General features: G+C 58.7%; 24 protein-coding genes and 1 pseudogene. 13 read left to right on the forward strand and 12 right to left on the reverse strand.

Annotated features, from left to right (window positions below):
* Window positions 1-173 precede the first annotated feature (173 nt).
* Window positions 174-1,325: an MFS transporter gene (locus HU765_RS21790; RefSeq protein ID WP_130909827.1), complete on the forward strand. Its 1,152-nt coding sequence runs from the start codon at window positions 174-176 to the stop codon at window positions 1,323-1,325.
* 105 nt (window positions 1,326-1,430) lie between these two features.
* Here the strand turns inward: HU765_RS21790 and HU765_RS21795 are convergent, their stop codons facing one another.
* From HU765_RS21795 to HU765_RS21810, 4 genes are all read right to left on the reverse strand, one after another.
* Window positions 1,431-3,857 (reverse strand): TonB-dependent siderophore receptor, encoded by a 2,427-nt coding sequence (locus HU765_RS21795; protein WP_186622873.1) that lies wholly within the window; start codon window positions 3,855-3,857, stop codon window positions 1,431-1,433.
* 98 nt (window positions 3,858-3,955) lie between these two features.
* On the reverse strand, window positions 3,956-4,939 hold the full coding sequence (locus HU765_RS21800) for a FecR family protein (RefSeq protein ID WP_186622874.1): 984 nt from the start codon (window positions 4,937-4,939) through the stop codon (window positions 3,956-3,958).
* Between the two features lie 40 nt (window positions 4,940-4,979).
* Entirely contained in the window at window positions 4,980-5,471 is a 492-nt protein-coding gene (locus tag HU765_RS21805; protein ID WP_186622875.1) for a sigma-70 family RNA polymerase sigma factor, read from the reverse strand.
* 238 nt (window positions 5,472-5,709) lie between these two features.
* Window positions 5,710-6,150 carry a carboxymuconolactone decarboxylase family protein gene (locus HU765_RS21810; RefSeq protein WP_186622876.1) on the reverse strand — a complete coding sequence of 147 codons (441 nt, stop codon included), beginning with the start codon at window positions 6,148-6,150 and terminating at the stop codon, window positions 5,710-5,712.
* 187 nt (window positions 6,151-6,337) lie between these two features.
* On the opposite strand from HU765_RS21810, the gene HU765_RS21815 reads away from it, so the two are divergent.
* Window positions 6,338-6,679, forward strand: coding sequence for a hypothetical protein (locus HU765_RS21815; protein ID WP_186550495.1), 342 nt, complete (start codon window positions 6,338-6,340; stop codon window positions 6,677-6,679).
* A gap of 158 nt (window positions 6,680-6,837) precedes the next feature.
* Here HU765_RS21815 and HU765_RS21820 read toward each other — a convergent pair whose 3' ends face one another.
* From HU765_RS21820 to HU765_RS21830, 3 genes are all read right to left on the reverse strand, one after another.
* Complete coding sequence (locus HU765_RS21820) at window positions 6,838-8,406, reverse strand: sensor domain-containing diguanylate cyclase (RefSeq protein ID WP_186622877.1); 1,569 nt, start codon at window positions 8,404-8,406, stop codon at window positions 6,838-6,840.
* 172 nt (window positions 8,407-8,578) lie between these two features.
* Window positions 8,579-9,349: an aldolase gene (locus HU765_RS21825; protein WP_186622879.1), complete on the reverse strand. Its 771-nt coding sequence runs from the start codon at window positions 9,347-9,349 to the stop codon at window positions 8,579-8,581.
* A complete protein-coding gene (locus tag HU765_RS21830) occupies window positions 9,334-10,068 on the reverse strand; it encodes a haloacid dehalogenase type II (RefSeq protein WP_186622881.1) in 735 nt (244 codons plus the stop codon). Before HU765_RS21830 ends, HU765_RS21825 begins: the two co-directional genes overlap by 16 nt.
* 109 nt (window positions 10,069-10,177) lie before the next feature.
* Here HU765_RS21830 and HU765_RS21835 point away from each other — a divergent pair, with 109 nt between their 5' ends.
* The gene (locus HU765_RS21835) at window positions 10,178-11,035 is read left to right on the forward strand and encodes a LysR substrate-binding domain-containing protein (RefSeq protein WP_186550486.1); all 858 of its coding nucleotides are present in this window, start codon (window positions 10,178-10,180) and stop codon (window positions 11,033-11,035) included.
* Window positions 11,036-11,049: 14 nt separating this feature from the next.
* Here the strand turns inward: HU765_RS21835 and HU765_RS21840 are convergent, their stop codons facing one another.
* Together HU765_RS21840 and HU765_RS21845 are read right to left on the reverse strand one after the other, a co-directional pair.
* Window positions 11,050-11,652, reverse strand: a complete 603-nt coding sequence (locus tag HU765_RS21840; protein WP_238344750.1) for a hypothetical protein — start codon at window positions 11,650-11,652, stop codon at window positions 11,050-11,052.
* Window positions 11,653-11,788: 136 nt separating this feature from the next.
* A complete protein-coding gene (locus HU765_RS21845) occupies window positions 11,789-12,451 on the reverse strand; it encodes a ribonuclease T2 (protein WP_186622883.1) in 663 nt (220 codons plus the stop codon).
* A gap of 164 nt (window positions 12,452-12,615) precedes the next feature.
* Between HU765_RS21845 and HU765_RS21850 the strand changes: the two genes are divergently transcribed.
* The 6 genes from HU765_RS21850 (at window position 12,616) to HU765_RS21875 (ending at window position 17,879) form a co-directional block, all read left to right on the forward strand.
* Window positions 12,616-13,098: a hypothetical protein gene (locus tag HU765_RS21850; RefSeq protein WP_186622886.1), complete on the forward strand. Its 483-nt coding sequence runs from the start codon at window positions 12,616-12,618 to the stop codon at window positions 13,096-13,098.
* A 101-nt stretch (window positions 13,099-13,199) separates the two neighbouring features.
* A complete protein-coding gene (locus HU765_RS21855; protein WP_186622888.1) occupies window positions 13,200-14,882 on the forward strand; it encodes a copper resistance system multicopper oxidase in 1,683 nt (560 codons plus the stop codon).
* Between the two features lie 11 nt (window positions 14,883-14,893).
* Window positions 14,894-15,763, forward strand: a complete 870-nt coding sequence (locus HU765_RS21860) for a copper resistance protein B (RefSeq protein ID WP_186622890.1) — start codon at window positions 14,894-14,896, stop codon at window positions 15,761-15,763.
* 30 nt (window positions 15,764-15,793) lie between these two features.
* Complete coding sequence (gene copC, locus HU765_RS21865) at window positions 15,794-16,168, forward strand: copper homeostasis periplasmic binding protein CopC (protein ID WP_186622892.1); 375 nt, start codon at window positions 15,794-15,796, stop codon at window positions 16,166-16,168.
* A gap of 3 nt (window positions 16,169-16,171) precedes the next feature.
* The gene (gene copD / locus HU765_RS21870; protein ID WP_186622894.1) at window positions 16,172-17,029 is read left to right on the forward strand and encodes a copper homeostasis membrane protein CopD; all 858 of its coding nucleotides are present in this window, start codon (window positions 16,172-16,174) and stop codon (window positions 17,027-17,029) included.
* Window positions 17,030-17,087: 58 nt separating this feature from the next.
* A complete protein-coding gene (locus HU765_RS21875) occupies window positions 17,088-17,879 on the forward strand; it encodes a transporter substrate-binding domain-containing protein (RefSeq protein WP_186622896.1) in 792 nt (263 codons plus the stop codon).
* 3 nt (window positions 17,880-17,882) lie between these two features.
* Here the strand turns inward: HU765_RS21875 and HU765_RS21880 are convergent, their stop codons facing one another.
* Complete coding sequence (locus HU765_RS21880; RefSeq protein WP_186622897.1) at window positions 17,883-18,095, reverse strand: hypothetical protein; 213 nt, start codon at window positions 18,093-18,095, stop codon at window positions 17,883-17,885.
* Window positions 18,096-18,619: 524 nt separating this feature from the next.
* On the opposite strand from HU765_RS21880, the gene HU765_RS21885 reads away from it, so the two are divergent.
* The 3 genes from HU765_RS21885 (at window position 18,620) to HU765_RS21895 (ending at window position 22,256) form a co-directional block, all read left to right on the forward strand.
* Window positions 18,620-18,838 carry a hypothetical protein gene (locus HU765_RS21885; protein ID WP_186622898.1) on the forward strand — a complete coding sequence of 73 codons (219 nt, stop codon included), beginning with the start codon at window positions 18,620-18,622 and terminating at the stop codon, window positions 18,836-18,838.
* 1,616 nt (window positions 18,839-20,454) lie between these two features.
* Window positions 20,455-21,336 (forward strand): DUF2971 domain-containing protein, encoded by an 882-nt coding sequence (locus HU765_RS21890; RefSeq protein WP_186622899.1) that lies wholly within the window; start codon window positions 20,455-20,457, stop codon window positions 21,334-21,336.
* A 155-nt stretch (window positions 21,337-21,491) separates the two neighbouring features.
* Window positions 21,492-22,256, forward strand: coding sequence for a hypothetical protein (locus tag HU765_RS21895; protein WP_186622900.1), 765 nt, complete (start codon window positions 21,492-21,494; stop codon window positions 22,254-22,256).
* A 51-nt stretch (window positions 22,257-22,307) separates the two neighbouring features.
* Here the strand turns inward: HU765_RS21895 and umuC are convergent, their stop codons facing one another.
* Together umuC and HU765_RS21905 are read right to left on the reverse strand one after the other, a co-directional pair.
* Complete coding sequence (gene umuC / locus HU765_RS21900; RefSeq protein WP_186622901.1) at window positions 22,308-23,585, reverse strand: translesion error-prone DNA polymerase V subunit UmuC; 1,278 nt, start codon at window positions 23,583-23,585, stop codon at window positions 22,308-22,310.
* On the reverse strand, window positions 23,578-24,003 hold the full coding sequence (locus HU765_RS21905; protein ID WP_186622902.1) for a S24 family peptidase: 426 nt from the start codon (window positions 24,001-24,003) through the stop codon (window positions 23,578-23,580). Before HU765_RS21905 ends, umuC begins: the two co-directional genes overlap by 8 nt.
* A gap of 152 nt (window positions 24,004-24,155) precedes the next feature.
* Between HU765_RS21905 and HU765_RS21910 the strand changes: the two are divergent.
* Window positions 24,156-24,790: pseudogene (locus tag HU765_RS21910) on the forward strand (SOS response-associated peptidase family protein).
* Window positions 24,791-25,047 lie beyond the last annotated feature (257 nt).

Raw genomic sequence — 25,047 nt, forward strand, 5'->3', positions numbered from 1 at the left:
CGCGATGGCGGCGTGTCAGGTTTATAAAATATCGACTGGAATACCGCCATCGCGAGCAGGCTCACTCCTACAGGTTACGATGTCGGCTGCACGCCCTCGAACAGACTGCGATCGAACCTCGACGCAGTCAGAATGTCACTCGGGATGCCGTTGTTTTTTTGCCAAGGATCGATATGACCAGCCTCAACCCCCAAGACACTTTTGTCCCCGGACGCCTGCAACAGATGTCCACGCGCATCGCCTTCTTCATCGCCGGTCTCGGCATCGCCGCGTGGGCGCCGCTGGTGCCGTACGCCAAGGCACGCGCCGGGCTGGATGAAGGCACGCTGGGGTTATTGCTGCTGTGCCTGGGCGTCGGTTCGATTCTGGCGATGCCGCTGGCGGGGATTCTTGCCACGCGCTTCGGTTGCCGGCGCGTGGCCACCGGCGGCACGTTGCTGATCTGCGCCGCGCTGCCCTTGCTGGCGACGGTGTCGTCGATTCCGGCGCTGATCGCCACGCTGTTCATGTTTGGCGCAGGCCTGGGCACGGTGGATTCGACGGTGAACTTGCAAGCGGTCATCGTCGAGCGCGCCAGTGGCAAGCACATGATGTCGGGTTTTCACGGTCTGTTCAGCCTGGGCGGAATCGTCGGCGCGGCCGGCGTCAGCGCCCTGCTCGGCCTCGGCCTGACACCGCTTGCGGCGATGCTGGTGGTGGTCGTATTGCTGATCGGCGCCCTGCTCAAGTGCGTGCCGCACATGTTGCCCTACGGCAGCGAAAGCTCCGGCCCGGCCTTCGCCATTCCCCACGGCATCGTGCTGTTTATCGGCGGCATGTGCTTTATCGTTTTCCTCACCGAAGGCGCGGCGCTGGACTGGAGCGCGGTGTTTCTGGCACAGGAGCGCGGGATCGACACGGCGTATGCAGGATTGGGTTACGCAGCGTTTGCCTTGACCATGACGGTCGGGCGTCTGCTCGGTGATCGCATCGTGCGCAAGCTCGGTGCTACGCGGATCATTCTGTTTGGCGGCCTGCTGGCAGCGGCGGGATTGTTTCTGGCGACGTTCGCGCCGAGCTGGCAAGCGGCGCTGGTCGGCTACGCGCTGGTCGGTGCCGGCTGTTCGAACATCGTGCCGGTGCTGTACACGGCGGTGGGCAAGCAGACGGTGATGCCGGAAAGCATCGCAGTGCCGGCGATTACCACACTGGGGTATGCCGGGATTCTCGCGGGGCCAGCGGTGATCGGTTTTGTCGCCCATGCCAGCAGCCTGAGTTTTGCCTTTGGGCTGATGGCGGTGTTGCTGGTGGCTGTCGCGATTGGCGGCAAAGTCCTTAAAGTCTGATCTGTGGCGAGGGAGCTTGCTCCCGCTGGGTTGCGCAGCGCCCCCCGCTTTGGGGCCTGCTGCGCAGTCCAGCGGGAGCAAGCTCCCTCGCCACAGTGGCAGCGGCTAGAAACCGACGCTGGCCTGCACAAAGAACGTGCGCGGCGCACCGACATACATCCCCGAGTTGTTGTCACTGGAGCGAGTGAAGTACTGCTTGTCGAAGACGTTCTTCACCCCGGCACCGAGCTTGAGGTTCGACAGCTGCGCGCCGAAGTCATAGCCGCCGCGCACGTTCCAGGTCACGTAGCCTGGAATGTCACCGTACTGCCCGTCCGCCGTGCCTTCGGTGATGTAATTGCCGTTGAAGCTGCCGTCGGCGTTCACGCCAGTGCCGGGTGAGCGCTGTTTCGATTGGGCAAAACCATCAATGTTGTAGGTCCAGCGGTTGATGTCGTAACGCAGGCCCACGGTCGCCACCTGCCGCGAGTAGAACGGCAGATCGCGGCCCTTGAAGCCGGGAATCTCGCCTTCATAGGTGGCGCGGGTGTAGGTGAATCCGGCGTTGGCGGTCAGGCCATCGAGGCGTGGATCGAGCGCGGCCATGTCGTAATGCACCGATGCTTCGAGGCCCTGGTGCTTGGTCGCGCCGAGGTTGGTCCAGCCGACATCGTTACTGATGTATTGCAGCTCGTCATCGAAGTCGATGTAGAACAGCGTCACTTCCCCGCCCCAGACGTCATCGTTGTAGCGCGTACCGATTTCGTAGCTCTTGGCTTTCTCCGGCTGCAGACCGTTGGCGGTGCTGTCACCCGAACCGCCCTGGCCGAGCTGGAAATACTGCAGGCTGCCGAACGAGGTTTCGTAGTTGGCGAACAGTTTCCAGGCATCGGACAGGTGATACATCACGCTCAGTGCCGGCAGCGGTTCGTTGCTTTCGATGCTGCGGTTTTTTTCCGGCACCGGCCGCCCGGCGGTGTCGAGTACGGCGCGGTCATGCCAGTCGGTGCTGATGTGTTCGAAGCGGATACCCGGGGTGATCGTCCACTGGCCGACGTCGATCTTGTTGTCGACATACACCGAGTTGGCCTCGGTGCCGCCGGTGCGGTCCTGGAACACATGACCGTCGGACGTCGGCCTGACCACCGGCTGATTGTTGACCAGCGCCAGACGGCTCGATTCTTCGTGCATCGCCTCTTTCAGATAACGATAACCAACGCTGACTTCTTGAGTGGTCGGGCCGACATCGAACACCCGCGATACCCGAGGTTCGATGCCCAGGGTGTAATACGAACGCGGGTACGAGCTGAGGGTTTTCTGATCGCGCGCAGCGATGGTGCTGCCACGGAAGCTGTCGGTGTAATAGGTGAGGATCTCTGCCTGGGTGCGCTCGTCGATCTGCCGAATCCACTTGAACGACACGTCTTTGCGCCGACCCGTGAACTGGTCATAGTCGCGCACCGATTCATACGGTTTGTCGTCGTACTGCTTCTGCGTCAGACCGCCGGGCATGTCGGCGCTGGCGTCGTAGTAGTGGAAGTTGAGGCTGAAGTCGTCCTGATCGGTCGGCGCCCAGTGGGTCTTGAGCAGCACGTCGTCGATGTCGTTGCCGTTATTGCGCTCGCGATAACCGTGACCGTTGACGCCCGAATACAGCAACGCCACGCCCATGCCGTTGTCGGCCGTGCCACCAAGGAACGCGGTGTCGATGTGCTTCCAGCCGCCGTACTGGGTAGTCTCCAGAGTCGTGCCGATTTCACCGGTGGTTTTTTCCGGAATCGCGCGGGTCACGAAGTTGATCACGCCCCCGACGTTTTGCGGCCCGTAACGCACCGAGCCGGCGCCGCGCACGACATCGATGCTGTCGAGGTTGCCCGAGGAAATCGGCGCCATCGACAGCTGCGGCTGGCCGTACGGGGCGAATGCGGCCGGTACGCCGTCGATCAGCACGGTGGAGCGCGGCGACAGTCGCGAGGTCAGGCCGCGCACGCCGACGTTGAGGGAAATGTCACTGCCACCAGTGCCGTTAGAGTCTTGCACCTGCACGCCGGGTACACGCTTGAGCACGTCACTGACGTTCATCGCGCCTTGCTCGACCATCGCCTCGCGGCGAATCACGGTACGGGCGCCAGGGTGGTTCTGCACCACGGCGGCGTCGGCGTCACCGAGCCAGTCACCGACGACCTTGATGTCGGTCACGCCCAGTTCCAGCGGGCCATTGCTGGCGGCGGACGGCGCTGCAGGGGCGAGCGTCACCGAGCCTTCGTTGATCTGATAATCGAGGCCGCTGCCCTGCAACAGCTGACGCAGCGCCTGCTCCGGCGAGACATTCCCCTCGACCGCCGGGGCCTGCTTGCCGGCCACCAGCTCCGGGCTGAAAAACACTTGCAGCGACGTCTGCTGACCGAGTTCGCTGAGCGCCTGGCCCAGCGGCTGGGCGCGGATATGGATGGCCTCGGCGGCAACGGCCAGCGGCATCGCAGCATTGACCGCCAGCACGAGGGCGAGCGGCAACCAGGGAGATTTTTTATTGTGGTTTGTGGTGTTTTTCACGTCGTACGGAGTCCTGTGGATCGCAAGAGTGTGCGGCTGTTAATGCAAACCAGTTGCAGTTGAACAGGAAGACGATGAACTCGAAAAAAACCTGAATGCTATTTTGAAATTATTTCCTGGCTGCCATCGGCGAGGGTCCGAACGGCCACTGGCAGAATGCTCGGCAAGGCTTTGAGCAAGGCGTCGGTGTCGTCGGATCTGAACACGCTGGTCAGGCGCAGACTGGCCACGCTCGGATTGGCGACCGTCAGCGGCTTTTCGCGGTAACGCGACACTTCGGCGGTCACTTCGCTGAGGCTGGCGTTGTTGAACACCAGCTTGCCGTTGCGCCATGCCGTCAGTTCTGCCGGGTTGACCGCATAGGCTGCAGCGACTTTGCCTTGGCCGTCGACGTAGGTGCCCAAGCCGGCGGTCAGACTGATGAACGCTCCGTCCGGGGCATTGCGCCCCTGCACTTTCACCGTGCCCTGCTCCACCGCCACGCGGGTTTGCGCAGCATCGCGGCGCACATCGAAGCGCGTGCCGGTGACCGTGACCTTGCCACTGCCGGCCTCGACCACAAACGGACGGGCGCTGTCATGCTCGACGCTGAACATCGCCTCGCCTTCGCTCAACTCGATAAGCCGACGATTGTGCTCGTAACGCACCTGCACACGGCTGCGGCTGTTCAGGTCGATCACCGAGCCATCCGGCAATGCCACGTGTTTGCGCTCGCCCAGTGCCGTGGCGAACTCGGCGCGGTAACCGCCCGGATCATGCAAACCACTGAACAGGCCAAGCCCCAGCGCAACGGCCACCACACTCGCAGCGACGGCATAACGCAGCAGCGGTCGCCGCTGGCGGCGGGGTGGCGGGGTTTCGGCAAGCGCTTTGAGGCGTGACACCGGCAGCAGATCCGCCGCCGTCCACAGGACCTGTAACAACTGGAATTCTTCGCGATGTTGCGGGTGCTCATTCAGCCAGGCGTCGAAGCGTTGCTGTTCTTCGGCACTGACCGCCGGCTCCTGCAAGCGCACGAACCAGCTCGCTGCCTCGTCGCGTACCGTCGCTTGCCCACAGGCGCAATCACCCGTCTCCATCATGGAATGTCCTGTCCGGCTGAAGATGAAAAGGTCCGAGCGTTCATGACTGCAACCCGTCGAGACGCTCTCGCAGATGCCGCAGGGTGCGGATCATATACTTTTCGACCATGTTCTTGGACAGCCCCAGGCGCTCGGCGATTTCCGCCTGCGTCAGGCCTTCGATCTTCTGCCAGACAAAAATCTTCCGGCAGTTGAGCGGCAGCTCGCTGAGCGCGCGCTCGATGGAATCGGCCAGTTGGATCGCGTGCATGTAATGCTCCGGGTCGCCCGCTGACGACGCACTTTCATCCACCACGCCCGATTCCATGGCGCCACGTCGATCCTCCCGCCGATAACCGTCAACCGCTATATTGCGCGCGGTCTGGTGCAGATACGCCCGAGGTTGTTGCACCACCGCCGAATCCGACTCAAGCACCCGCACAAAGGTGTCGTGCGCCAGGTCCTCGGCCTGCGCGCGATTGCGCAGGCGGCGAGTCCAGGTGCCGATCAACTCTTCGTAATGCTCGAAAAAGCCGGATCTGCGGGAGCGCATGGGGTATGAGCGGCAAGCTGAGGAAAGGGGCGTGAATAGTAATGCTTCGTATTAATACAAAGCAATGCACGCTGCGACGGTGTACTGATGCGCAAGGTGCAACCACCGACGACGCCGAGTGCACAAGCACCCTGAAGATCTCTCTGTAGGAGCTGCCGAAGGCTGCGATCTTTGACTTTTAAAAGACAAGATCAAAAGATCGCAGCCTTCGGCAGCTCCTACAGGGGATGTAGGCAGCTTAGGCCTGCGGGAGTTTACGGAAGCCCACCGCGAGACGATTCCAACCGTTAATGGTGTTGATCGCCACGGTCAGGTCGACCATTTCCGTGGGCGTGAATTGCGCGGCGACGATGGCGTAATCTTCGTCCGGGGCATGGGTCAGGCTCAGTTGCGTCAGCGATTCGGTCCACAGCAGCGCGGCGCGTTCGCGATCGCTGAAGAACGGCGCTTCGCGCCATGCCGTGACCGCGAACAAGCGGCGCGGGGTTTCGCCGTCCTTGATCGCATCGCTGGTGTGCATGTCGATGCAGAATGCGCAGCCGTTGATTTGCGAGGCGCGCAGCTTGACCAGCTCGATCAGGCTTTTTTCCAGTGGCAATTTCGAGACAGCGGTTTCCAGCGCCATCATCGCTTTCAGGGCATCAGGGGACGCGGTGTAGAAATCGGTACGAGGCTGCATCTGTGGCTCCGGGGTTGCGAATGAATGTGCGGCTACGTTAGCCCCGGGCCGTGGCTCGGCAAATAGCCAATTGTGCGCAAGAACAGTAGGCCACCGGTATCGCCATCGACCACTCGTCACTCACCCGGCACCAAGGGTTCAGCACGCCAGACCAACATCAGGTAATCCCTTTATCAGGAGATGCACCATGACTATGCGCACACTCACTTCGTTCTTGCTCGCCGGTCTGCTCGCTGCGGGTTCGGCAGCAACCTTCGCCGCCAATGACAGCACCGACGCCACCGGCACCAAGTCCGGCGCCACCAGCGGCTCGACCATGCCGCCGGACAATACGCCGGGTTCGCCGTCCGGTGGCAGCGGGTCTGGTGGCTCGAACAACGGCAGCAAATCGGGTACCGGCTCAGGCACTGGCATGGGCACCGGGACAGGCACCAATGGCGGCGCCAGCAGTTCCGGCTCGGGCGCGGGCGGCGGCACCGGTTCGGCCGGCGGTGGCACAGGCGGTGCGGGTGGCGGCACGGGCGGCTGAACGAACAAGAGCCATCCCAAGTAGCCTGTAAACGAAGAAATCTACTGTGGGAGCGAGCCTGCTCGCGAAAGCGATTTGTCAGTCAATAATGATGCACGCTGACACACCGCATTCGCGAGCAAGCCCGCTCCCACAGTTGGAATGTGTTGTTTCAAAGATCAGCGATCAGAGCGCATCAGCGCGGCAAAACCTTCCTCCGGCGAGAACACCGCCGCCCTGTTGCGGCCGGCATTTTTTGCCTCATACAACGCCGCATCCGCGCGCCGGATAAACATCTCCAGGCTGTCGTTACCGTTCGGGATAAATGAATAACAGCCCAGACTCACAGTGAGATATCCAGTGGGCGAACCACTGTGGACGATGTGTTTGTCGATCACGCTGCGCCGAATCTGCCCGGCAATCGCCAGCGCGCCGTTGATGTCGGTGTCCGGTAACAGCACGGCAAACTCTTCACCGCCGTAACGCACCGCCAGGTCCGACTTGCGCTGGCAACACGTCTTGACCACCTGCGCCACTTGCGCCAGGCATTGATCGCCGGCGACATGCCCGTAGGCATCGTTGTAGCGCTTGAAAAAATCGATATCGAGCATGATCAGGCTGACCGGACTGACCTGCCGCGCACAGCGGGCAAATTCGATTTCCAGCGAGCGCTCGAACAAGCGCCGATTGGCCAGGCCAGTGAGGCTGTCATGGGTCGCGATCTGCTCCAGCGCCCGTTGCGCCTTGCGCAGGTTTTTTTCAATGCGCTCACCGTTGCGCACTTGATGGATGAACACCCAACCGAACAGCCCCACCCCGAGGATCACCAACGCAACGATCACGCTGGACTGAAACGCGCGCTCCGACCAGCCCTGCAGAATCGTCTCGCGCGAAGTCGCCGCGGACACCACCAGCGGATACGACGCCAGTTGCCGATAGCCATACAACCGGGTAACGCCGTCGACCACCGAGTCGAGCATTGCCGTGCCCGCCGTCGCGTTCGGTAGCAGGGTCTGATAGATCTCACCGTGGGCCACCGAGGTGCCGATCAGCGATTCGTCGAACGGCCTTCGGGCAAGCAAGGTGCCGTCGGTCAAGGCGAGAAACATGATGCCGCTGTCGTCCAGGCTGAAACTCTTGAAAAACCGGTCGAAGTAGGACATCCGGATACCGGCCAGCAGCACGCCCTGAAAGTTGCCGACGCGGTCGTTGATGCGCCTGGACACCGGGATGATCCACTCGCCGTTCTCGCGGCTGCGAATCGCTGGACCGATGTGGGCCACGGTCGAGACATTCTGCTGATGGAACTTGAAATATTCGCGATCGGCCACGCCGTTGCCACGGGGCAGATCGGCGAAGGAGGTGATGACCCATTGCCCCCCGCGGTCGAAAAGAAACAGGCCGTGCAGTTGCTCCAGCTGCTGCGCGCGACGGGCGAAAACCCTCTGTAGACGCGGTCTCTGCGCGGCGCCGTAACCATCGTCCTGAATCCAGTCGACCAGACTGGTCAGCACCAGGTCCGCCGCCATGATCGTGTCCTCGGCCTGCTGCGCCATCGCCCGCGTCAGGTTGCTCGATGCCACTTGCGCCACCGCCAGGTCCTGACGCCGCGACTGCTCCAGTTGCAGGTACAACAGACCGCACAGGCACAGGCTCACGGCAACGATAAACAGCACCGCCGCTTTGCGCAGGGGCAGGCGCTTGAGCGCGCCGGGGGCCTGATGCGGATCTTGAGGGGAGATAGGCAAAAGCATGTCCTGGGCAGGTACGACAGGGCGCGAGCCCGAAACCCTTATGTTTGTGAGCGTAGCCCACCGGGGTGTACGGGGCAAACGCCCGCCTCCCGCCCAGTTATATCGGCGCGTTGTCCGTTTGGATGATCGCTGTTTGCCAATTTATTTGTGGCTGCTTCAACGCCAGTCAGTTGTGCCACAGTCGACGCATCGCGCTGCGTAGATGTGCCTGGGCACTCTGCGCATCGCTCGCACGCATTTGCTCGCAGGCACGTTGCGCGATCGTGTGGGGCACCGGTTTCAATTCGCGCTGCGTGGCCATGGCCAGCAGTTGCACCTGCGCGGCGCGTTCCAGGTAATACAGATCATCCCAAGCCTGGGCGATAGTGGGCGCGGCGACGATCACACCGTGGTTTTTCAGGAACAGGATATCGGCGTCGCCCATGACGCCGGCGATGCGGTCGCCCTCGGACTCATCCAGCGCCAGGCCGTTGTAATCTTCATCCACCGCTGTGCGCCCATAAAACTTCAGCGCGGTTTGCCCCAGCCACAACAGCGGCGGTCCTTGCAGCAGGCACAACGCGGTGGCGTGCGGCATGTGCGTGTGGAAGGCGGCTTTCACCCGCGGCAGCTGTTTATGCAGACGCGCATGGATATAGAACGCTGTCGCCTCGGGTTCGCCCGCGCCGTCGACCACGTGGCCATCGAAGTCGCAGACCAGCAGATTCTGCGCGGTCACTTCGGCAAATGCGTAGCCGTACGGGTTGACCAGAAACAGCTCGTCATGCCCCGGCAGCATCGCCGAAAAATGATTGCAGATGCCCTCCTCCAGTCCATGCAACGCAGCCAGTTGAAAGCACGCGGCGAGTTCGTGACGGGCGGTGACGATTGCCTCGGTCTCAAGGTTGAGTGCCGATGTCGACCGGGGCCGAACGCTGCCGCTCAAGGTGTGCGCCATGGCAATTCTCCTTGCATCCAGCCGAGGGATTTGAACAGGGGCAGCACGTGATCAAGCGCGCTCAGCGTTGCGTCGGGGCGATAGTCCGGCAACAACTGACGGCCAGTGCCGCGATCGATCCAGACGCAGCGAAATCCCATGTCCCGCGCTGCCGTGTGATCGAGCATGGGACTGGCGCAGATGTGCACTGTTTCATCACGCGTCACGCCCAATTGCTCATGAGCGTAGTCGAACAGCCGGGGCGCGGGCTTGTAGGCGCCGGCCTGTTGCGCAGTGATCACCCGGTCGATATGGCCGCCGAGCTGCGCAACGTTACCGGCAATAATGTCGTCGTCGGTATTGGAGACGATGCACAGTTTGAAGCCGTGCCGCTTGAGCTGCGCCAAGGTCTCGATCACTTCGGCAAACGGCGGCATTTTCGGGATGGCGGCGGCAAGGCGCTGACTGTCCTCGGCCAGGCTCGGCAAACCCAATTCTTCCAGGGCCAATTGCAGACCGAGACTGCTCAGCTCGCGAAACGAACGATGCGGCGGGGTTTGTTCGAGACGGTGTTCGTGACGGTCGTACACTTCAATCAACTGGTTCGCGTCGACGTGGTGCTCGCCCTTCTCGCTGAGGATTTCCCCGACGACGGCCTTCAGGCCCTCATCCCATTGGATCAGCGTGCCGTAACAATCGAAGGTCAGCCATTCGGGGCGTGCCGTGTTGGTCAGGGTCATTGGTCGGTTCCTCGATGGTGAGGGTTTCAGCTTATGAGCGACCGGTGATAGTGTGAAATTAAATAAACAGACGATCGTCAGTTGTAAAACCAATATCGAGAACACCGCCATGCTGGATCTGGAATTGCTGAAAACCTTTGTATGCGTGGTCGACGAAGGCAGCTTCACCCGAGCCGCCGAACGGGTACACCGCACCCAATCGACGGTCAGCCAGCAGGTGCGAAAACTGGAGGATCTGGTCGGCCATGCTTTGCTGCTGCGCGACCGCACCGGGCTGAACGTCGCCGTCACCGAACATGGCGAACTGCTGATCCACTACGCCCGCCGCTTGCTCGCGCTGTCCGCCGAAGCCACGCAAGCGCTGGCCAGCGAGGTCGACCTGGAGGTGCTGCGCATTGGCATGCCGGAGGACTTCGACGCCCGGCGCATGGCGCTGATCCTCGCCGGTTTCACCCGTAGCCATCCACAGGCACGCCTGGAAACCCTCAGCGGCATGAGCCTCGACTTGCGCCAACGCCTCGATGCCGGCGACATCGACATCGCCCTGATCAAACGCGAACCCGACAGCGGCCCGGCGTGGGCGACCTGGCCGGAACGGCTGGTGTGGGTCAAAGGCGCCGAGTTCGATACGTCGAGCGGTGTACTGCCGTTGGCGCTGTTTCCGCAAGGCTGCCTGTATCGGCAGCGAGCGATTCGCCTGCTGGATGTAGCCCAGCGACCCTGGCGGGTAGCGTTCGGCAGCCATAGCCTGACCGGGATTCAAGCGGCGGTGGCATCGGGATTGGGGATTTCAGTGCTGCCGGTCTCGGCGGTGTTGCCGGAGCATCAGTTGTGTACGGACTTGCCTGAGTTGGCGCCGACGGAACTGGCGTTGGTCAGCCGCGAGGGAGTGTTGAGTGCGTTGCAGCGTGGGCTGGTGGAGTTTTTGCGTGGGGAATTGGGGGTGGATGCGGGGGGATTTGCCTGAGATCCCCCGGTGGGTTATTCGGGTTTGTTGATTTCCCGCAGCAGGTCGGCGGTGGGGATGTTCATGGTGTTTGAGTAGTAGGGTTTGTAGCCGTAGGCGGTGACGACGACTTTGCAGGGGACGCTTTTTCTTTGGGATAGCAGAGCGTTGAGTTCCGGTACCGAGAGATTGTCCTGCGTGCTGCCGTTATCTGGGGTTTGGCGCAGAAAGGCACTTGTTACATAGTTGAATCTCCCCCGTGCTTTGTTCGATGCATCCTCGTCGATCACACCGTATGCGGAATACCTGAGCCGGTTAGTAATCGAAAAATCCTGGTCATCACCCAGTGCGCATTCCAGCATTGTCGAAGCGGCACCTACCCTCTTGCCCCTGTTGAATAAATTCAATAGATCGACGTCAGAGCCATAATACACAGCGTAAAGGGAGCTATTTCCCTCCTTTTCTACGCTAAGAAAGTTAAGGTTCGCGGGAGGAACACTGTGATCCTTGGCGCAAGAGGCACAGAAGATGATCAGGAGTACTGCCAACAATTTCTTCATATCAGCAGGTTTCCTTGTTGATCTCATCAAACATAATGCGATGGGATCGGTGACGCGGGCAGCGGATTTTCCGCTCATGAACAGCTCCTTGCGGTGTGACGTGAAGATCCTTTAGGGCGCGCAGCATGCGTGAATTTGCAGGCGCTTCAAACCTTCAGGCAAACAAAACAGGCGCTCAGATGAGCGCCTGTTTTGATTGGCCGTTACCCATGGCTCACCGCGCCGGGGGCACCCGGATGTCCCCCGCCCGGCACTGATTCTTCACGCCTTTGCCGCACGCGCCGAACTGCAAATCCTTGTCCATGCACACTCGCACTTCCGACAGCTGCGGGCCGCTGCAAATCACCGCGATGCCGTCTGCCGGGATGCCCGGGTTGGCCTTGCGGAACAGATCGGCAATTTCTTGCGCCTCGAAGTAGTACGAAGAACTGAACGGTTGCAGTTCTGCCGGCACGTTCACCGCCGCAACGGCCTGGTCGGATTTGTCCAGATAGCCCATCGCGCCGAGGCCACTGCGGGTGCCGTGCTTGGACCATTCGTGATCAAGCAGTTTTTTTGTTGGAAACAGCGTCAGCCCCTTGTTGGTCTCGGCGGCTGATAATCGGGTCAGCGGCGGGCAGGATTGCGGCCAGCCGCCGCCGGCATATTGTGGCCACAGGCCGTGCAGGACGAAACCGTAGCCTTTGCCGGTGCACTGCGCATCGTCCTTGTGAGTGAGGCAGAAAGTCGGCGACCAGGACAGCGCCAACAGGTAGTAGTCGAACACCCCCGCCACCGATTCCGCCTGCACTCTGGATTGCGATTGACGCGCCGAACTGATGCCGATGCTACCGATCGTCAGTGCGATCACTGTCAAAATTGTAAACAGCTTTTTCATGTACCCATTCCTTGGGACGCCAGCGTCCGTGGTTGTCGTTGCCGGCCAGACTTGGCCAGTGCTGATTTCGACACGCTTGTATTGCAAGCGCATGACGCAAGGCAAGGCTCTGCGCCGTGCAAAGGTCTACGCTGAACAGGCAGACATCCAACAAGGGAACCGAAATGAGTAAAGCAGACGAACTCGCCGCCAAACTCAAACAAACCCGGCACACCCAGGCCGACGACAGTACCTGCGCTGCGCTTGAGATCGATTGCTGGCCTGCTCAGGTGTACGACTTGTACCACCGCATCGAGGCATGGCTACAGCCAGTCACCGAGGTAGGACTGAAGATTCGGCGAATTCCTACGCACGTTTGCGAGACTTCACCGGATGGCGAATCCCATGACTACGCCATCGATCAGTTGGTGATCGAAGCCAACCACCATAGCCTGACCTTTGATCCTATCGCGCGGTTTACCGAGGACGGCTGCGGCCGAGTGCAGATCAACGTGCCAGAGCGCGATCAGTCGTTGCTGCGCACGGTGGATGAACATGGCGAAAGTCACTGGTGGTTGCAGACCGTTGAAACCGGGCAGGAGCTGGATGCGATTGCCATGACGGAAAACAACTTGCTGCAGCTGGTAGAGGAAGGTCTCGGTTTGTAGGGCCATCGCGAAACTGACAAAACTGTAATCCACCCCTCAGCCAACTGAAAGCTGGCACTGGTTAGCCTCCCCGTCATGGGTCAAACAAGGACTTCCAGCGCATGTCTTCCACCACGTCTCGCCGCACCTTCGTCAAAGGCCTTGCTGCCGGCAGCCTGCTCGGCGGCCTCGGCCTGTGGCGCACGCCAGTCTGGGCGCTGAACGGCGCCGGGCCGCTCAACGAGCTGAGCGGTAATCAGTTCGAGCTGTTTATCGGCGAAACCGCGGTCAACTTCAGCGGTTCCCCGCGTACCGCCATGACCATCAACGGTAGCCTGCCCGGCCCGCTGCTGCGCTGGCGCGAAGGTGACACGGTCACGCTGCGGGTGCGCAATCGGCTCTCGGCCAGCACCTCGATCCACTGGCACGGCATTCTGTTGCCGGCAAACATGGACGGTGTGCCGGGCCTGAGTTTCCATGGCATCGAACCGGGCGGCGTGTACGTCTATCAGTTCAAGGTTCGCCAACACGGCACCTACTGGTACCACAGCCATTCCGGGCTTCAGGAACAGGCCGGTGTCTACGGACCGCTGGTGATCGAGGCCAAGGAGCCGGAGCCCTTCCAGTACGACCGCGACTGCGTGGTGATGCTCAGTGACTGGACCGACGAAGACCCGGCCAGCCTGATGAAGACTCTGAAAAAACAGTCCGACTACTACAACTTCCACAAACGCACCGTCGGCGACTTCATCAATGATGTCGGGGAAAAAGGCTGGGGCGCCACCGTCGCCGATCGCAAAATGTGGGCGCAAATGAACATGAACCCCACCGACATCGCCGACGTCAGTGGCGCCACGTACACCTTCCTGATGAACGGCCAGGCGCCCGATGACAACTTTACCTGCCTGTTCCGCCCTGGCGAAAAACTGCGCCTGCGCCTGATCAACGGCTCGGCGATGACCTACTTCGACGTGCGCATTCCGGGGCTGAAAATGACTGTGGTGGCCGCCGATGGCTTGCACGTCAATCCGGTCAGCGTCGATGAATTGCGCATCGCGGTAGCCGAGACTTACGACGTCATCGTCGAGCCTGATGGTGACGCCCACACCGTGTTCGCCCAAGCCATGGACCGCAGCGGTTATGCGCGCGGCACCCTCGCCACACGCGCCGGATTATCCGCGCCGGTGCCCGCGCTCGACCCGCGTCCCCTGGTCAGCATGGACGACATGGGCATGGGCGGCATGGACATGAGCGCCATGGACCACTCGGCCATGGGGCCGATGCAATCGCATCCGGCCAGCGAGACAGACAATCCGCTGGTGGACATGCAAGCCATGACCACCGCGCCAAAACTCGACGATCCCGGCCTTGGCCTGCGCAACAACGGCCGTCGCGTGCTGACGTACGCCGACCTGCGCAGCACCTTCGAAGACCCGGACGGCCGCGACCCGGGCCGCACCCTCGAGTTGCACCTGACCGGGCACATGGAGAAATTCGCCTGGTCGTTCAACGGCATCAAATTCTCCGACGCCGAACCGTTGCTGCTCAAGTACGGCGAGCGTATCCGTCTGGTGCTGGTCAACGACACGATGATGACCCACCCCATTCACCTGCATGGCATGTGGAGCGACCTGGAAGACGAGAGCGGTAATTTCCAGGTGCGCAAACACACCATCGACATGCCGCCCGGCAGCCGCCGCAGCTACCGCGTCACTGCCGATGCCCTCGGCCGCTGGGCCTATCACTGCCATTTGCTGTATCACATGGAAATGGGGATGTTTCGCGAAGTGCGGGTGGAAGAATGAAGGGACCGACCATGACTCGATTCAGCGCGTTTTCCCTGCTGCTCATCGGCGCCCCAGCTCTGGCCGCCAGCGACATGCATGGCATGGACCACAGCCAGATGCCCGGCATGGACCATTCGGCCATGCAAAGCATGGACGACGGCATGATGCAGCCCGCCGCGCCTGCTGAAAGCCGCACGCCGATCCCGCCACTGACCGACGCCGACCGCGCTGCCGTGTTCACCAGTCCCGGCGGCCATCAGGTACATGACCGCGTCATCAACAGCTATTTCCTCGCCGACAAACTCGAATGGCAGGACGCCGACGACGGCAGCGCTCTGGCATGGGATCTGTCCGGCTGGATCGGCGGTGACATCGACCGGCTGTGGCTGCGTTCCGAAGGCGAGCGCAGCAACGGCAAGACCGAAGACGCGGAAATTCAGGCGCTCTGGGGCCATGCGATCTCGCCGTGGTGGGACGTGGTCAGCGGCGTGCGTCAGGACTTCAAACCTGGCGCCCCGCAAACCTGGGCCGCGTTCGGCGTGCAGGGCATGGCGTTGTACAACTTCGAGGCCGAAGCCACCGCATTTCTCGGTGAGGGCGGCCAGAGTGCGGTGCGCCTGGAAGGCGATTACGACATCTTGCTGACCAACCGGCTGATCCTGCAACCGACCGCCGAACTCAACGTCTACGGCAAAAACGATCCGCAGCGAGGCATTGGCTCCGGGCTGTCCAACACCGAGGCGGGCCTGCGTTTGCGCTATGAAATCCGCCGCGAATTTGCGCCTTATATCGGCGTGACGTGGAACCGCACCTACGGCAACACCGCCGACTACGCCCGCGACGAAGGCGAGGATCGCAGTGAAGCGCGCCTCGTCCTGGGCGTGCGGATGTGGTTCTGAATTCCCTCTAAAAACAAACCGGAGACTTGCATGCGCACCTTGATCACCACCCTCCTGCTTGCCAGCGGATTGCTCCTGAGCAGCCTCGCCCAGGCCCACCCGAAGCTGCTGTCATCCACCCCTGCCGAAGGCGCGGATGGCGCCGCCCCCGGCAAGATCGAGCTGCGCTTCTCGGAAAACCTCGTCACGCAGTTTTCCGGCGCCAAACTGCTCATGACTGAAATGCCCGGCATGGCCCACCCGCCGATGCCGATGAAAGCCAAAGTCAGTGCCGGCAGCGACCCGAAAACCATGCTGATCACCCCGCTCGCGCCATTGCCTGCCGGGACCTACCAGGTGCAGTGGCGCGCGGTGTCATCCGACACGCATCCAATCACCGGCAACGTCACGTTCAAAGTGAAGTGAGCGATGGATGAACTGGTCAACATCGTCCTGCGGTTCGCGCTGTATCTAGATTTGCTGCTGTTGTTCGGCCTGCCCTTGTTCGGGCTGTACAACGTTAATGCGGCGCTGCGGTTTCCACCGCTGTTGCGCAGGATGGCGTTGATCGGGGCACTGCTGTCAGTCGCAGGGCTGGTGCTGATGACCCGCACCATGAGCGGCGAAACGCAGCTCGCGGCACTCTGGCCGCACCTGCAAATGATGCTCCTGGAGACGGAGGTCGGGCTGGCGTGGGCGCTGCGGATGACGGCGCTGATCATCGTGCTGTTCCGGCCGAGTGGGTGGATTGCCTCGATCGCCAGTGCAGTCGCCCTCGCCTCTCTGGCCTGGAGCGGACACGGCGCGATGGATGAAGGGTTGTCGCGATTCTGGCATTTCCTCAGCGACATTCTGCACCTGCTCGCGGCTGGGGCGTGGCTGGGCGCGATGCTGGCGTTGCTGTTGATGGCGCGGCGGGTCGGTGACACCCATATTCGGCGGCTGGCCGAGGCGGTCAAGCGCTTCGAATCGGTGGGCGCAGTGATCGTGCTGACCCTGACGATCAGCGGCGTGGTGAACTACCTGTTCATCGTCGGCCCGCGGCTGTTGCCTGGCAGTTATGGGCTGCTGCTGGCGATCAAGGTTCTGCTGTTTATGGCAATGCTGATGCTCGCCGCGTTGAATCGCTTGCACCTTGGACCGTTGCTGGAGCGCTCGTTACGCGACGGTCAACACCTCATCGCAGCGACCGCGTTGAAGCGCAGTCTGGTGGTGGAGCTGCTCATGGCCCTGCTGGTCGTGGCGCTGGTGGCGTGGCTGGGTACATTGAGTCCGGAGCCGGGATGACACCCGGGAAGGGCTTTCACTACACTGGGCCACCTTCCCTCTCAGAAGTCCGATCTCCATGACAACACCAAAAAGCACGATGATCGCCTGCGCTCTGCTGACCCTGGCCACCGGCGTCCACGCCGAGCCAAGCGCCAGCCACCTCGACCGCATCCAGCAACAAGGCCAACTGCGCGTCTGCACCACGGGCGACTACAAGCCCTACACCTTCAAGCGCACCGACGGTGATTTCGAGGGCATCGACATCAGCATGGCCCGCTCATTGGCCGACAGCCTCGGCGTCAAAGTCCAATGGGTGCAAACCACCTGGAAAACCCTGATGCCCGATATGCAGGCCGGCAAATGCGACATCGGCATGGGCGGCATCTCGGTCACGCTGGAACGGCAGAAAAAAGCTTACTTCAGCAACACCCTCGACACCGACGGCAAAATCCCGCTGGTACGCTGCGCCGATCAATCCAAATACCAGACCATCGACCAGATCAACCAGCCCGACGTGCGCCTGGTCGAACCCGCCGGCGGCACCAACGAAGCCTTCGTCCACGCCTTCCTGCCCAAGGCACAACTGGCCCTGCACGACAACGTAACGATCTTCCAGCAACTGCTCGACAACAAGGCCGACGTCATGATCACCGACGCCTCGGAAGCGCTGTATCAGCAGAAGCTAAAACCCGGCTTGTGCGCGGTCAATCCGCATCAGTACATGCAATACGGCGAAAAGGCTTACTTGCTGCCGCGCGACGACATCAGCTGGAAACTGTATGTCGATCAGTGGCTGCATTTGAGCAAAGTCACTGGCAAGTACCAGAAGGCTTTGAGTGAGTGGATTGCCGTGCCTGCGACGCAGTAAAGGCTAATCGTCGTGCAGCATGCCGGAGCTGTATTGACTCAGGCTGCTGCCGATACTGTTGCCGCCGAAGTTCAACGTATTGGCATTACGGCTCTGCGGCGACTGGCAGTCGCCGGAGAAGCAACTGGTCGTGGTCAGGCCTGCCCCACCTGAACAAGCACTCAGCACCGATACCGCAGCAGAAATCAACAGCACCCTGACGACATGAACGTTCATCGCACGATTCCCCTCTGGATGAAAAGCGATGGTCTTGTCCGAACATCCTAGGCCCGTACCACGCGCGCCAACATGAAATTTGCTTGGCCGACAGCACCGGTTCAGCATCTTGTGAGCTGAGGGCGACAGCGCCATACCGAACGCAAAAATAGCGCTGAGCGGATCTTTGCCCGACCGCATTCCTGATAAACTCCCCCGCCTTCGCCTCGCTGATTCAGATGCCCCAAAATGCCTCTACAACCCGCGCCACTGTCCCGCCGTTTTTCTGTTGCTCCGATGATGGATTGGGTGGAGCGACCCAGCTGCTCCCTGTACTGCTTGGCTAAAGTCTCACAGTAGCATCGCGTTGTAGCAACTTCTAAGCATCTTGCAATCAATACCTCCAAAGGGTTGCCCGGACGAGAGAGCTCGCATAGTAGGGAAAATACGTAAATGCTTTCTCCTCAAGGAATGAGTGTTTGGGCTAACCTGATCTGGCGGGCACGAACTACGATTTCGGAACCTTTCGCTCAAGGACGATCCAGATGCCGGGTAACTCAGATACCAACATCACCATTGCCGATGCGCTGACACTGCTGTTGCACAACCAGCATGCGCTGGGCGCGGCGATAGAAGAGATAACTGCCTGGATCTCGGGGGCTGGCGCTGACATTGTTGCGGATAACGCTGTTGCGGCGTTGGAAACGCTAGATACAAATGCAACAGCGATTACCAATGCGATCATGCGTTTACGACAGTGCTAGGGGACCGGGAGAATTTTCCATTTGTTCAGGATGCGGATTCGGCAGAGCAGCCTTCTTTACCTCCCCAGTCACAGGGAGTGCTTACGTGACGTCGTAAAACGAGCCGTTCCGTAGCTGATAGTCGGTAATACTCCCGCAGACATCGCATAGGCGTTCAGGTATCTCATAGTCCGCACGTCAAGCGTTCTGCCTACGTTCTCGCGCATGAATCGCCTGCTGATGAAATACCGCCCACAGGCGTTACATTCGATACTCAACCAGTCTCCCGCAATAGCTCGACACTCTGCATTTTCCCAACATATCCAGCACATACACTTCATAAGTCGCTCCTCGATGACTAATGGATTGCGCCAGGAAAAATCAGGTTCAATGCAAAGCAGTGATTGGAATAACCACCTGTCGGTTGATACAGCGCATATGGGCGGACCACCGCTTAGGACGGTAGCGGCATGTGACGTCCAGTGGGTGGAACGCCGTTTATGTTCAACATGCCCCCAGACCTTGCCCATGCATGGGGGCCCCACCTAGTGCGTAATCAGGACGGCACCTCGCGCCCCATACTCCCCATGCAGAAGCCCGCTTCATGCTTCAGGGACTAATGATCTTTTCATCCTCGAATAGGTCCATGGGGAAAATTCGAAGCTTGACTGGTTTCGAACAGCCGGGCTGGGCTGCATCTTGCACACCCCAATTGTGTTGGAGTAATTCAGCTTTTAGGCCCCTGCCCCTAGTGTTTACTGGGTTGGGACGCCAATTTGGTTCGCATGCATTTATGCATGATTGGCACTGAGTGGCATTGTTTGGCGTACAATTTGCCCCATTTTTTCCCCATCCGCTCTTACCGTCTTCGCTCTCAAAATGCATTGACCGGTTCGGCTATCTCCTCTGATGTAAGGAAAAATAGGTCAGCCATGATGTTGCCATGTCCGCCTCTTTTCATCGGCAGAGCATTGGCTCTTAGTCTTATATTTCTCCACTGCTGTTGATTTTCGCACCCAGGCTCAATTACCTGAGGTAGGATTGGCCCAGGGCGATTCTCGCTAAGCCAGGACGTTCTAGGGGGGTGACTCCTCTGACTGCGACCCGTCAAGTCGCTTAAGGTGACTGTGTTCGAGCCCGTTTCCGGCTGTGCCGATCGGATACCTCGTGCACTCGAGCCGATGCTTGCGGCCATTCGCGGTAAGCCAAAAGCAAGCGCCCGGTGCAAGGCGCTTTATAAATAACCAACCCTCAAAAGTTGGCAGCGCTGTCAGCACTTCGCAGGGCTATTGCCATGTTTAAGTTGCAGACTAAAGCAGTACGGGTGGAAGTCAGTCTTTGGGCGCTAGCATTCATTGCTGGAAGCCTTCTAGACAGATTTTATTCCTAGGCTGACGGGGGGAGGGATACCTCCCCCCTGATCCTAACCGTTCCTTCCGAACAAACTCCTGACTAGTTACATGCCTTCCTGACTTGCACTGCGAATCAAATCACACTGACGTAGAACAACACAGACCCTGTCGATCGAAGCCGTCAAAATCTCTATGACATAGCAATCACTTCGACCGCGCTGCACCAATTGACAGTCAGGACAAAGCATGATGGCATCAGGCCGAACGACACCTTGAGCCATAATGATGCCCGACGCCTTTTTTAAGTACATGACCTACAGCACCGCCAACATTGTCTTAGATAATCAGACTCTGCGTTGGAGTACGCCTGCTACCTTGAATGATCCTTACGACATTCAATTCGACCTCAGTATAAAATTTGACCGTGAGAAAGTACTTCGCGATACGTTGGAAAAACTTTGGAAGGTACATCTGGGCGAACTCAAAACCCACCCGGATAATAAAATGTCCGCTGCATTCGAAATTATGAGACCTTACCTCAAACACATACCAAAGAAAAACTTCATGCGCGATATGGAAATCGGGATAAGAAAATCGTTTTCAGTCATCGACGAGAACATCCAACGGACATACCGCCATACCAGAGACCAACTCTCTACTACAAAAATTCTATGCTTGACTGATTCTCCAATCAACCAGCTTATGTGGGCATATTACGCTGACAGTAACAAAGGGGTAGTTCTCCGCTTCCAAAATGAACCTGGAGCCGACAGCCCCTACACAACAGCCCAGCAAATGTCTTACATAAAAGAAATCCCCCTATTATTTGAAGATGATGAACTATCAGACTTTTTGTCAGGCATTATTAACTTTGACCAAGCAAAAAGGATTAACACTCTCATTTATACCAAATCTGATGCTTGGAAACATGAGAACGAGTGGAGAATATTTTCGGGTGATGGTCGAACTAAAGATGCACCTCATGAAGACGTACGATTTGCAGCTAAAGAACTCACAGGTGTTATCTTCGGATGTCGCATGCTGCCTGATCAACGATCAGTCTTGGCCTCGAAGATCGGCCGACTTTACCCACACGCTGAAATCCTTCAGGCGACTCCAGCTAGCCACTCCTTCCAGCTAGAGCTATCCTCCTACGTTGACCCTTAGTATTCGCCAAATTTGGGGTCGCGACTCCTTAGCCGCTTCAACCAATATAAGCTGAAAAACGTCAAGGTCGCACAGGCCTGTAAAACGGCAAGACGAACGGAAGGAAAAGAATGACAACACTCAGAAGATGCAATATATGCCTCAAGCGCAGGAGGATGACGGAAGATCATATTTTTCCAAAGTCAATTGCCATACCACAACAACGACAAGTCACTGAAATCCTCAAACATATCAAAAATAGAAATGGAAAACCGCATTCACGACTTTTCCAAAATGGATTATTCAAAAAAACACTTTGCAGCGAATGCAACAACACGCTACTTGGATCTACATTAGATCCAGCCTTAGAAGACATTTGCAAAAAGATATCCAACGAGCTACGCAATGTACGCTTTCTGATGACTCCTAACCTGCTGGCTACAGACGTCCAATTGAACAAAGTTTCGAGATCAGTAGCAGGGCACTTTTTGGCAGCGAGTGACACAGCGCAGTGGCGACACCCCCTAAGCAGGGCGCTGCGTCGCTACATTCTGAACTTTGATCAAGCATTTCCCCAGCAATACCGTTTTCAGATGTGGCTCTACCCGTTTAAGCAACAAGCTCTTTTAAAAGATCTTTTCCACACCGTTTTCGGTAGCGGGTATGATCCTTTCGGTATATCGGCATACAAGACGTTTCCGTTAGCCTTTTCCATCTCAGACCCTGTCCTCAATCCCGCTTACAAATTGGACGGTATTCTAGACGTTTCTTCCTTTCTCAACGGCCCACTGGACCGAAAAGCTAATATTCATTTACGTGCAGGAGTTACAGTAGACCCCAATTGGCCATACGCACCTCACAAAAATGGCGCAATTCTTTCAAGCGATAATGGAAGTGTTCAAACCAAACCCTACATGAAAATAAAACCATATCCTTATTAAGGTATTTTGTCAGGACTATTGCGTTAAGATATCTTATGCTTGGCCCGTCAATTATCTACAGCTAACTGTCCACAATTGATCCAGACGGGTTGTATAACTTTGGCTCATCATCTCCCTCCGCATCCCCCAATCAGGGTTGCTCGGCACACTCGCGGACCGGAGCGTACCCCTACCCCATCGCCCATTGATTTCGTCCAATACCGCCATCACCCTTGTTGCCTCAGTGGGCTGAGAAATGGCGAACAGATCGTCCGTGTATTCACCCGGCTGGCAGAGATTAAGCAGCAGCACTTCTGCTTTGCTGTAACTGAAACCAGGACGGAAAATGCGGTCAAGTGCATCGACGGCCGCCGTCGTTAGCAGCCGCACGTCGTCCGTTGGATAGGGTAAATCGATCACGACACCGTTTGCGTATTTAGCCTCATCGGGATTGAACATTCCGGTGCGGATGCTCACCCGGATTTTCTTGCACAGAGACGTTTGTGCCCGCAGCTTTTCCGATGCCCGCATCATGTAGGTTGCCACTGCCTCCTTGATTGGCGGCAGCTCCTTCAGTCTTTTGCCGAACATCCGGCTGCAGCAGATCTCCTGCTTTGGCGGATCCGGCTCGTCCAGTTCCAGGCACGGCGTGCCAGCCAACTCCCGAGCAGTTTTCTCGATCACAACGCTGAAGTTTTTTCTCAACGTCCACGGGTCGGCCTTGGCCAGATCCATGGCGGTTTTGATACCTAAGCCATCCAAATGCATTTTCATGCGCCGGCCTACTCCCCACACCTCCGCTACGTCCGTATTGCGCAGCACCCAGTCGCGCTTAATTGGGTCGCAGATGTTCACGACACCACCGGTTTGCGCCTGCAGGCGTTTGGCGGTGTGGTTGGCCAGCTTGGCCAAGGTTTTGGTGTGAGCGATGCCGACACCGACCGGGATGCCCGTGCAGCGCAGCACCCGGCTCCGGATCTTGCGGCCGAGGGCGTCCAGGTCATTAATGCCGGTTAGGTCGACGAAGGCTTCGTCGATGCTGTAGACCTCAACGGCCGGTACCATCGACTCGATAAGTGTCATGACACGCTCACTCATGTCGCCGTATAGCGCGTAGTTAGAGGAGAACGGGACGATGCCGTGCTGTTTGAGCTTTTGCTTGATCTGGAAGTACGGCTCGCCCATTTTCACGTAAGGCTTGGCATCGTAACTCCGCGCGATGACGCAGCCGTCGTTGTTCGACAGAACCACGATAGGCACCTTGGCCAGGTCTGGGCGGAACACGCGTTCACAGCTGGCATAGAAGCTGTTGCAATCGATCAGGCCGAATACTGGCAGCGTCTTAGACATGGCTGCGCACGCTGCTGGTGATCACACCCCAAATTGCCAGCTCGTCGCCTTCGAGGACATACCGTGGCGGATACTTGGGATTTTCTGACATCAGGATGACGTCTCTACCGCGAAGGCACAGGCGCTTGCACACGGGTTCGTTGTTCAGCAACGCAATGACGATGTGGCCGTGAGCTGGCTCGATTGATCGATCGACAATGGCCAGGTCTCCTTCGTAGATCCCGGCGCCCTGCATACTTTCGCCTGTGAGCGACACCAGATAGACATGTGGCGCACGAATGTTCAGCACTTCGTCCAACGATATCTGCGCTTCGATGTGATCCGCTGCCGGCGAAGGAAAGCCGGCCGGGACTCGGAAGAGACACAGCGGCACCTTCAAGCCGCCCTGACTGATGGGACCTAGAATTGAGTAACTCATGACGCACGACTTCCAGAACTGTACGAATATACAGTTAACTTTCTGAATGGCTTGCGGTCAATTTTTGTAGGAAATATCAGATAGGCGGGCGGGCAATGTGCGGACGACTTTCGCAGTACAGCGGCATTCACGACTTCGTTGCCGCATTGAGCATGCCCAACGCGCTCGTCAACCACATCGGGGATTTGCCGCTCGAACGCTACAACGCAGCTCCCACAACACAGCTTGCGCTCTTTCACCAGGAGGAAGGATTTCTGCATGCAGATATGGTCCGCTGGGGATGGCGGCCCCATTGGGCGAAAGATCGTGCAGCCCCCATCAATGCTCGGTAGAGAAAGTCGCGCACGGCCCATTCTTTCGTGCCATCTGGCCGCATCGAGCTATCGTCGCGATCAATAACTGGTTCGAATGGGTGGATGAAGGAGGACCTAAAAAGCAACCGTACTTGATTCGCCGCCGGAACCGGGCGCCAATTCTGTGCGCTGCAATTGGGCAATATCCAAGCGTTGGGCGAGCACCCAGCGAACACGACGGCTTCGTGATCATCACCGCCGACAGTGCCGGCGGTATGGTGGATATCCATGATCGACGGCCGGTAGCGCTTTCACCTGAGCTAGCGCGTGAATGGCTGGATCCAGCAACACCCAAAGAGCGCGCCGAAGAGTTGGTGCTGAATGAGGGCGAGCCGACAGATGCATTTGAATGGTTCAAGGTGGATCGATCGATTGGCAACGTTCGCAACCAAGGGGCTGCGCTCATCGCACCCGCGAACCCAACGCCGGGCTAACCTGCGCACGTTGATTGCTTGCAACTCGATTTACAACTTTCGTGTAAATAACAGATTAACTGTTTACGCGTAGCGAATACTTGCGAAGCCAGTAATAACAAGCGCTTCGATCTCCCTCAGCCGGAAAAAGACCACGCCTCACTTACATACGTATGTACGTAATTTCCACTTTGCGTGTAATAAACAGGTGTAGGACGAATTCGAAAAATAGGTCAGATCCGTCATATACACCCTTTGCCCGATACCAGCTTGCGATA

The sequence above is a fragment of the Pseudomonas sp. SWRI81 genome (assembly GCF_014268545.1).
Taxonomy (GTDB): Bacteria; Pseudomonadota; Gammaproteobacteria; order Pseudomonadales; family Pseudomonadaceae; genus Aquipseudomonas; species Aquipseudomonas hamedanensis.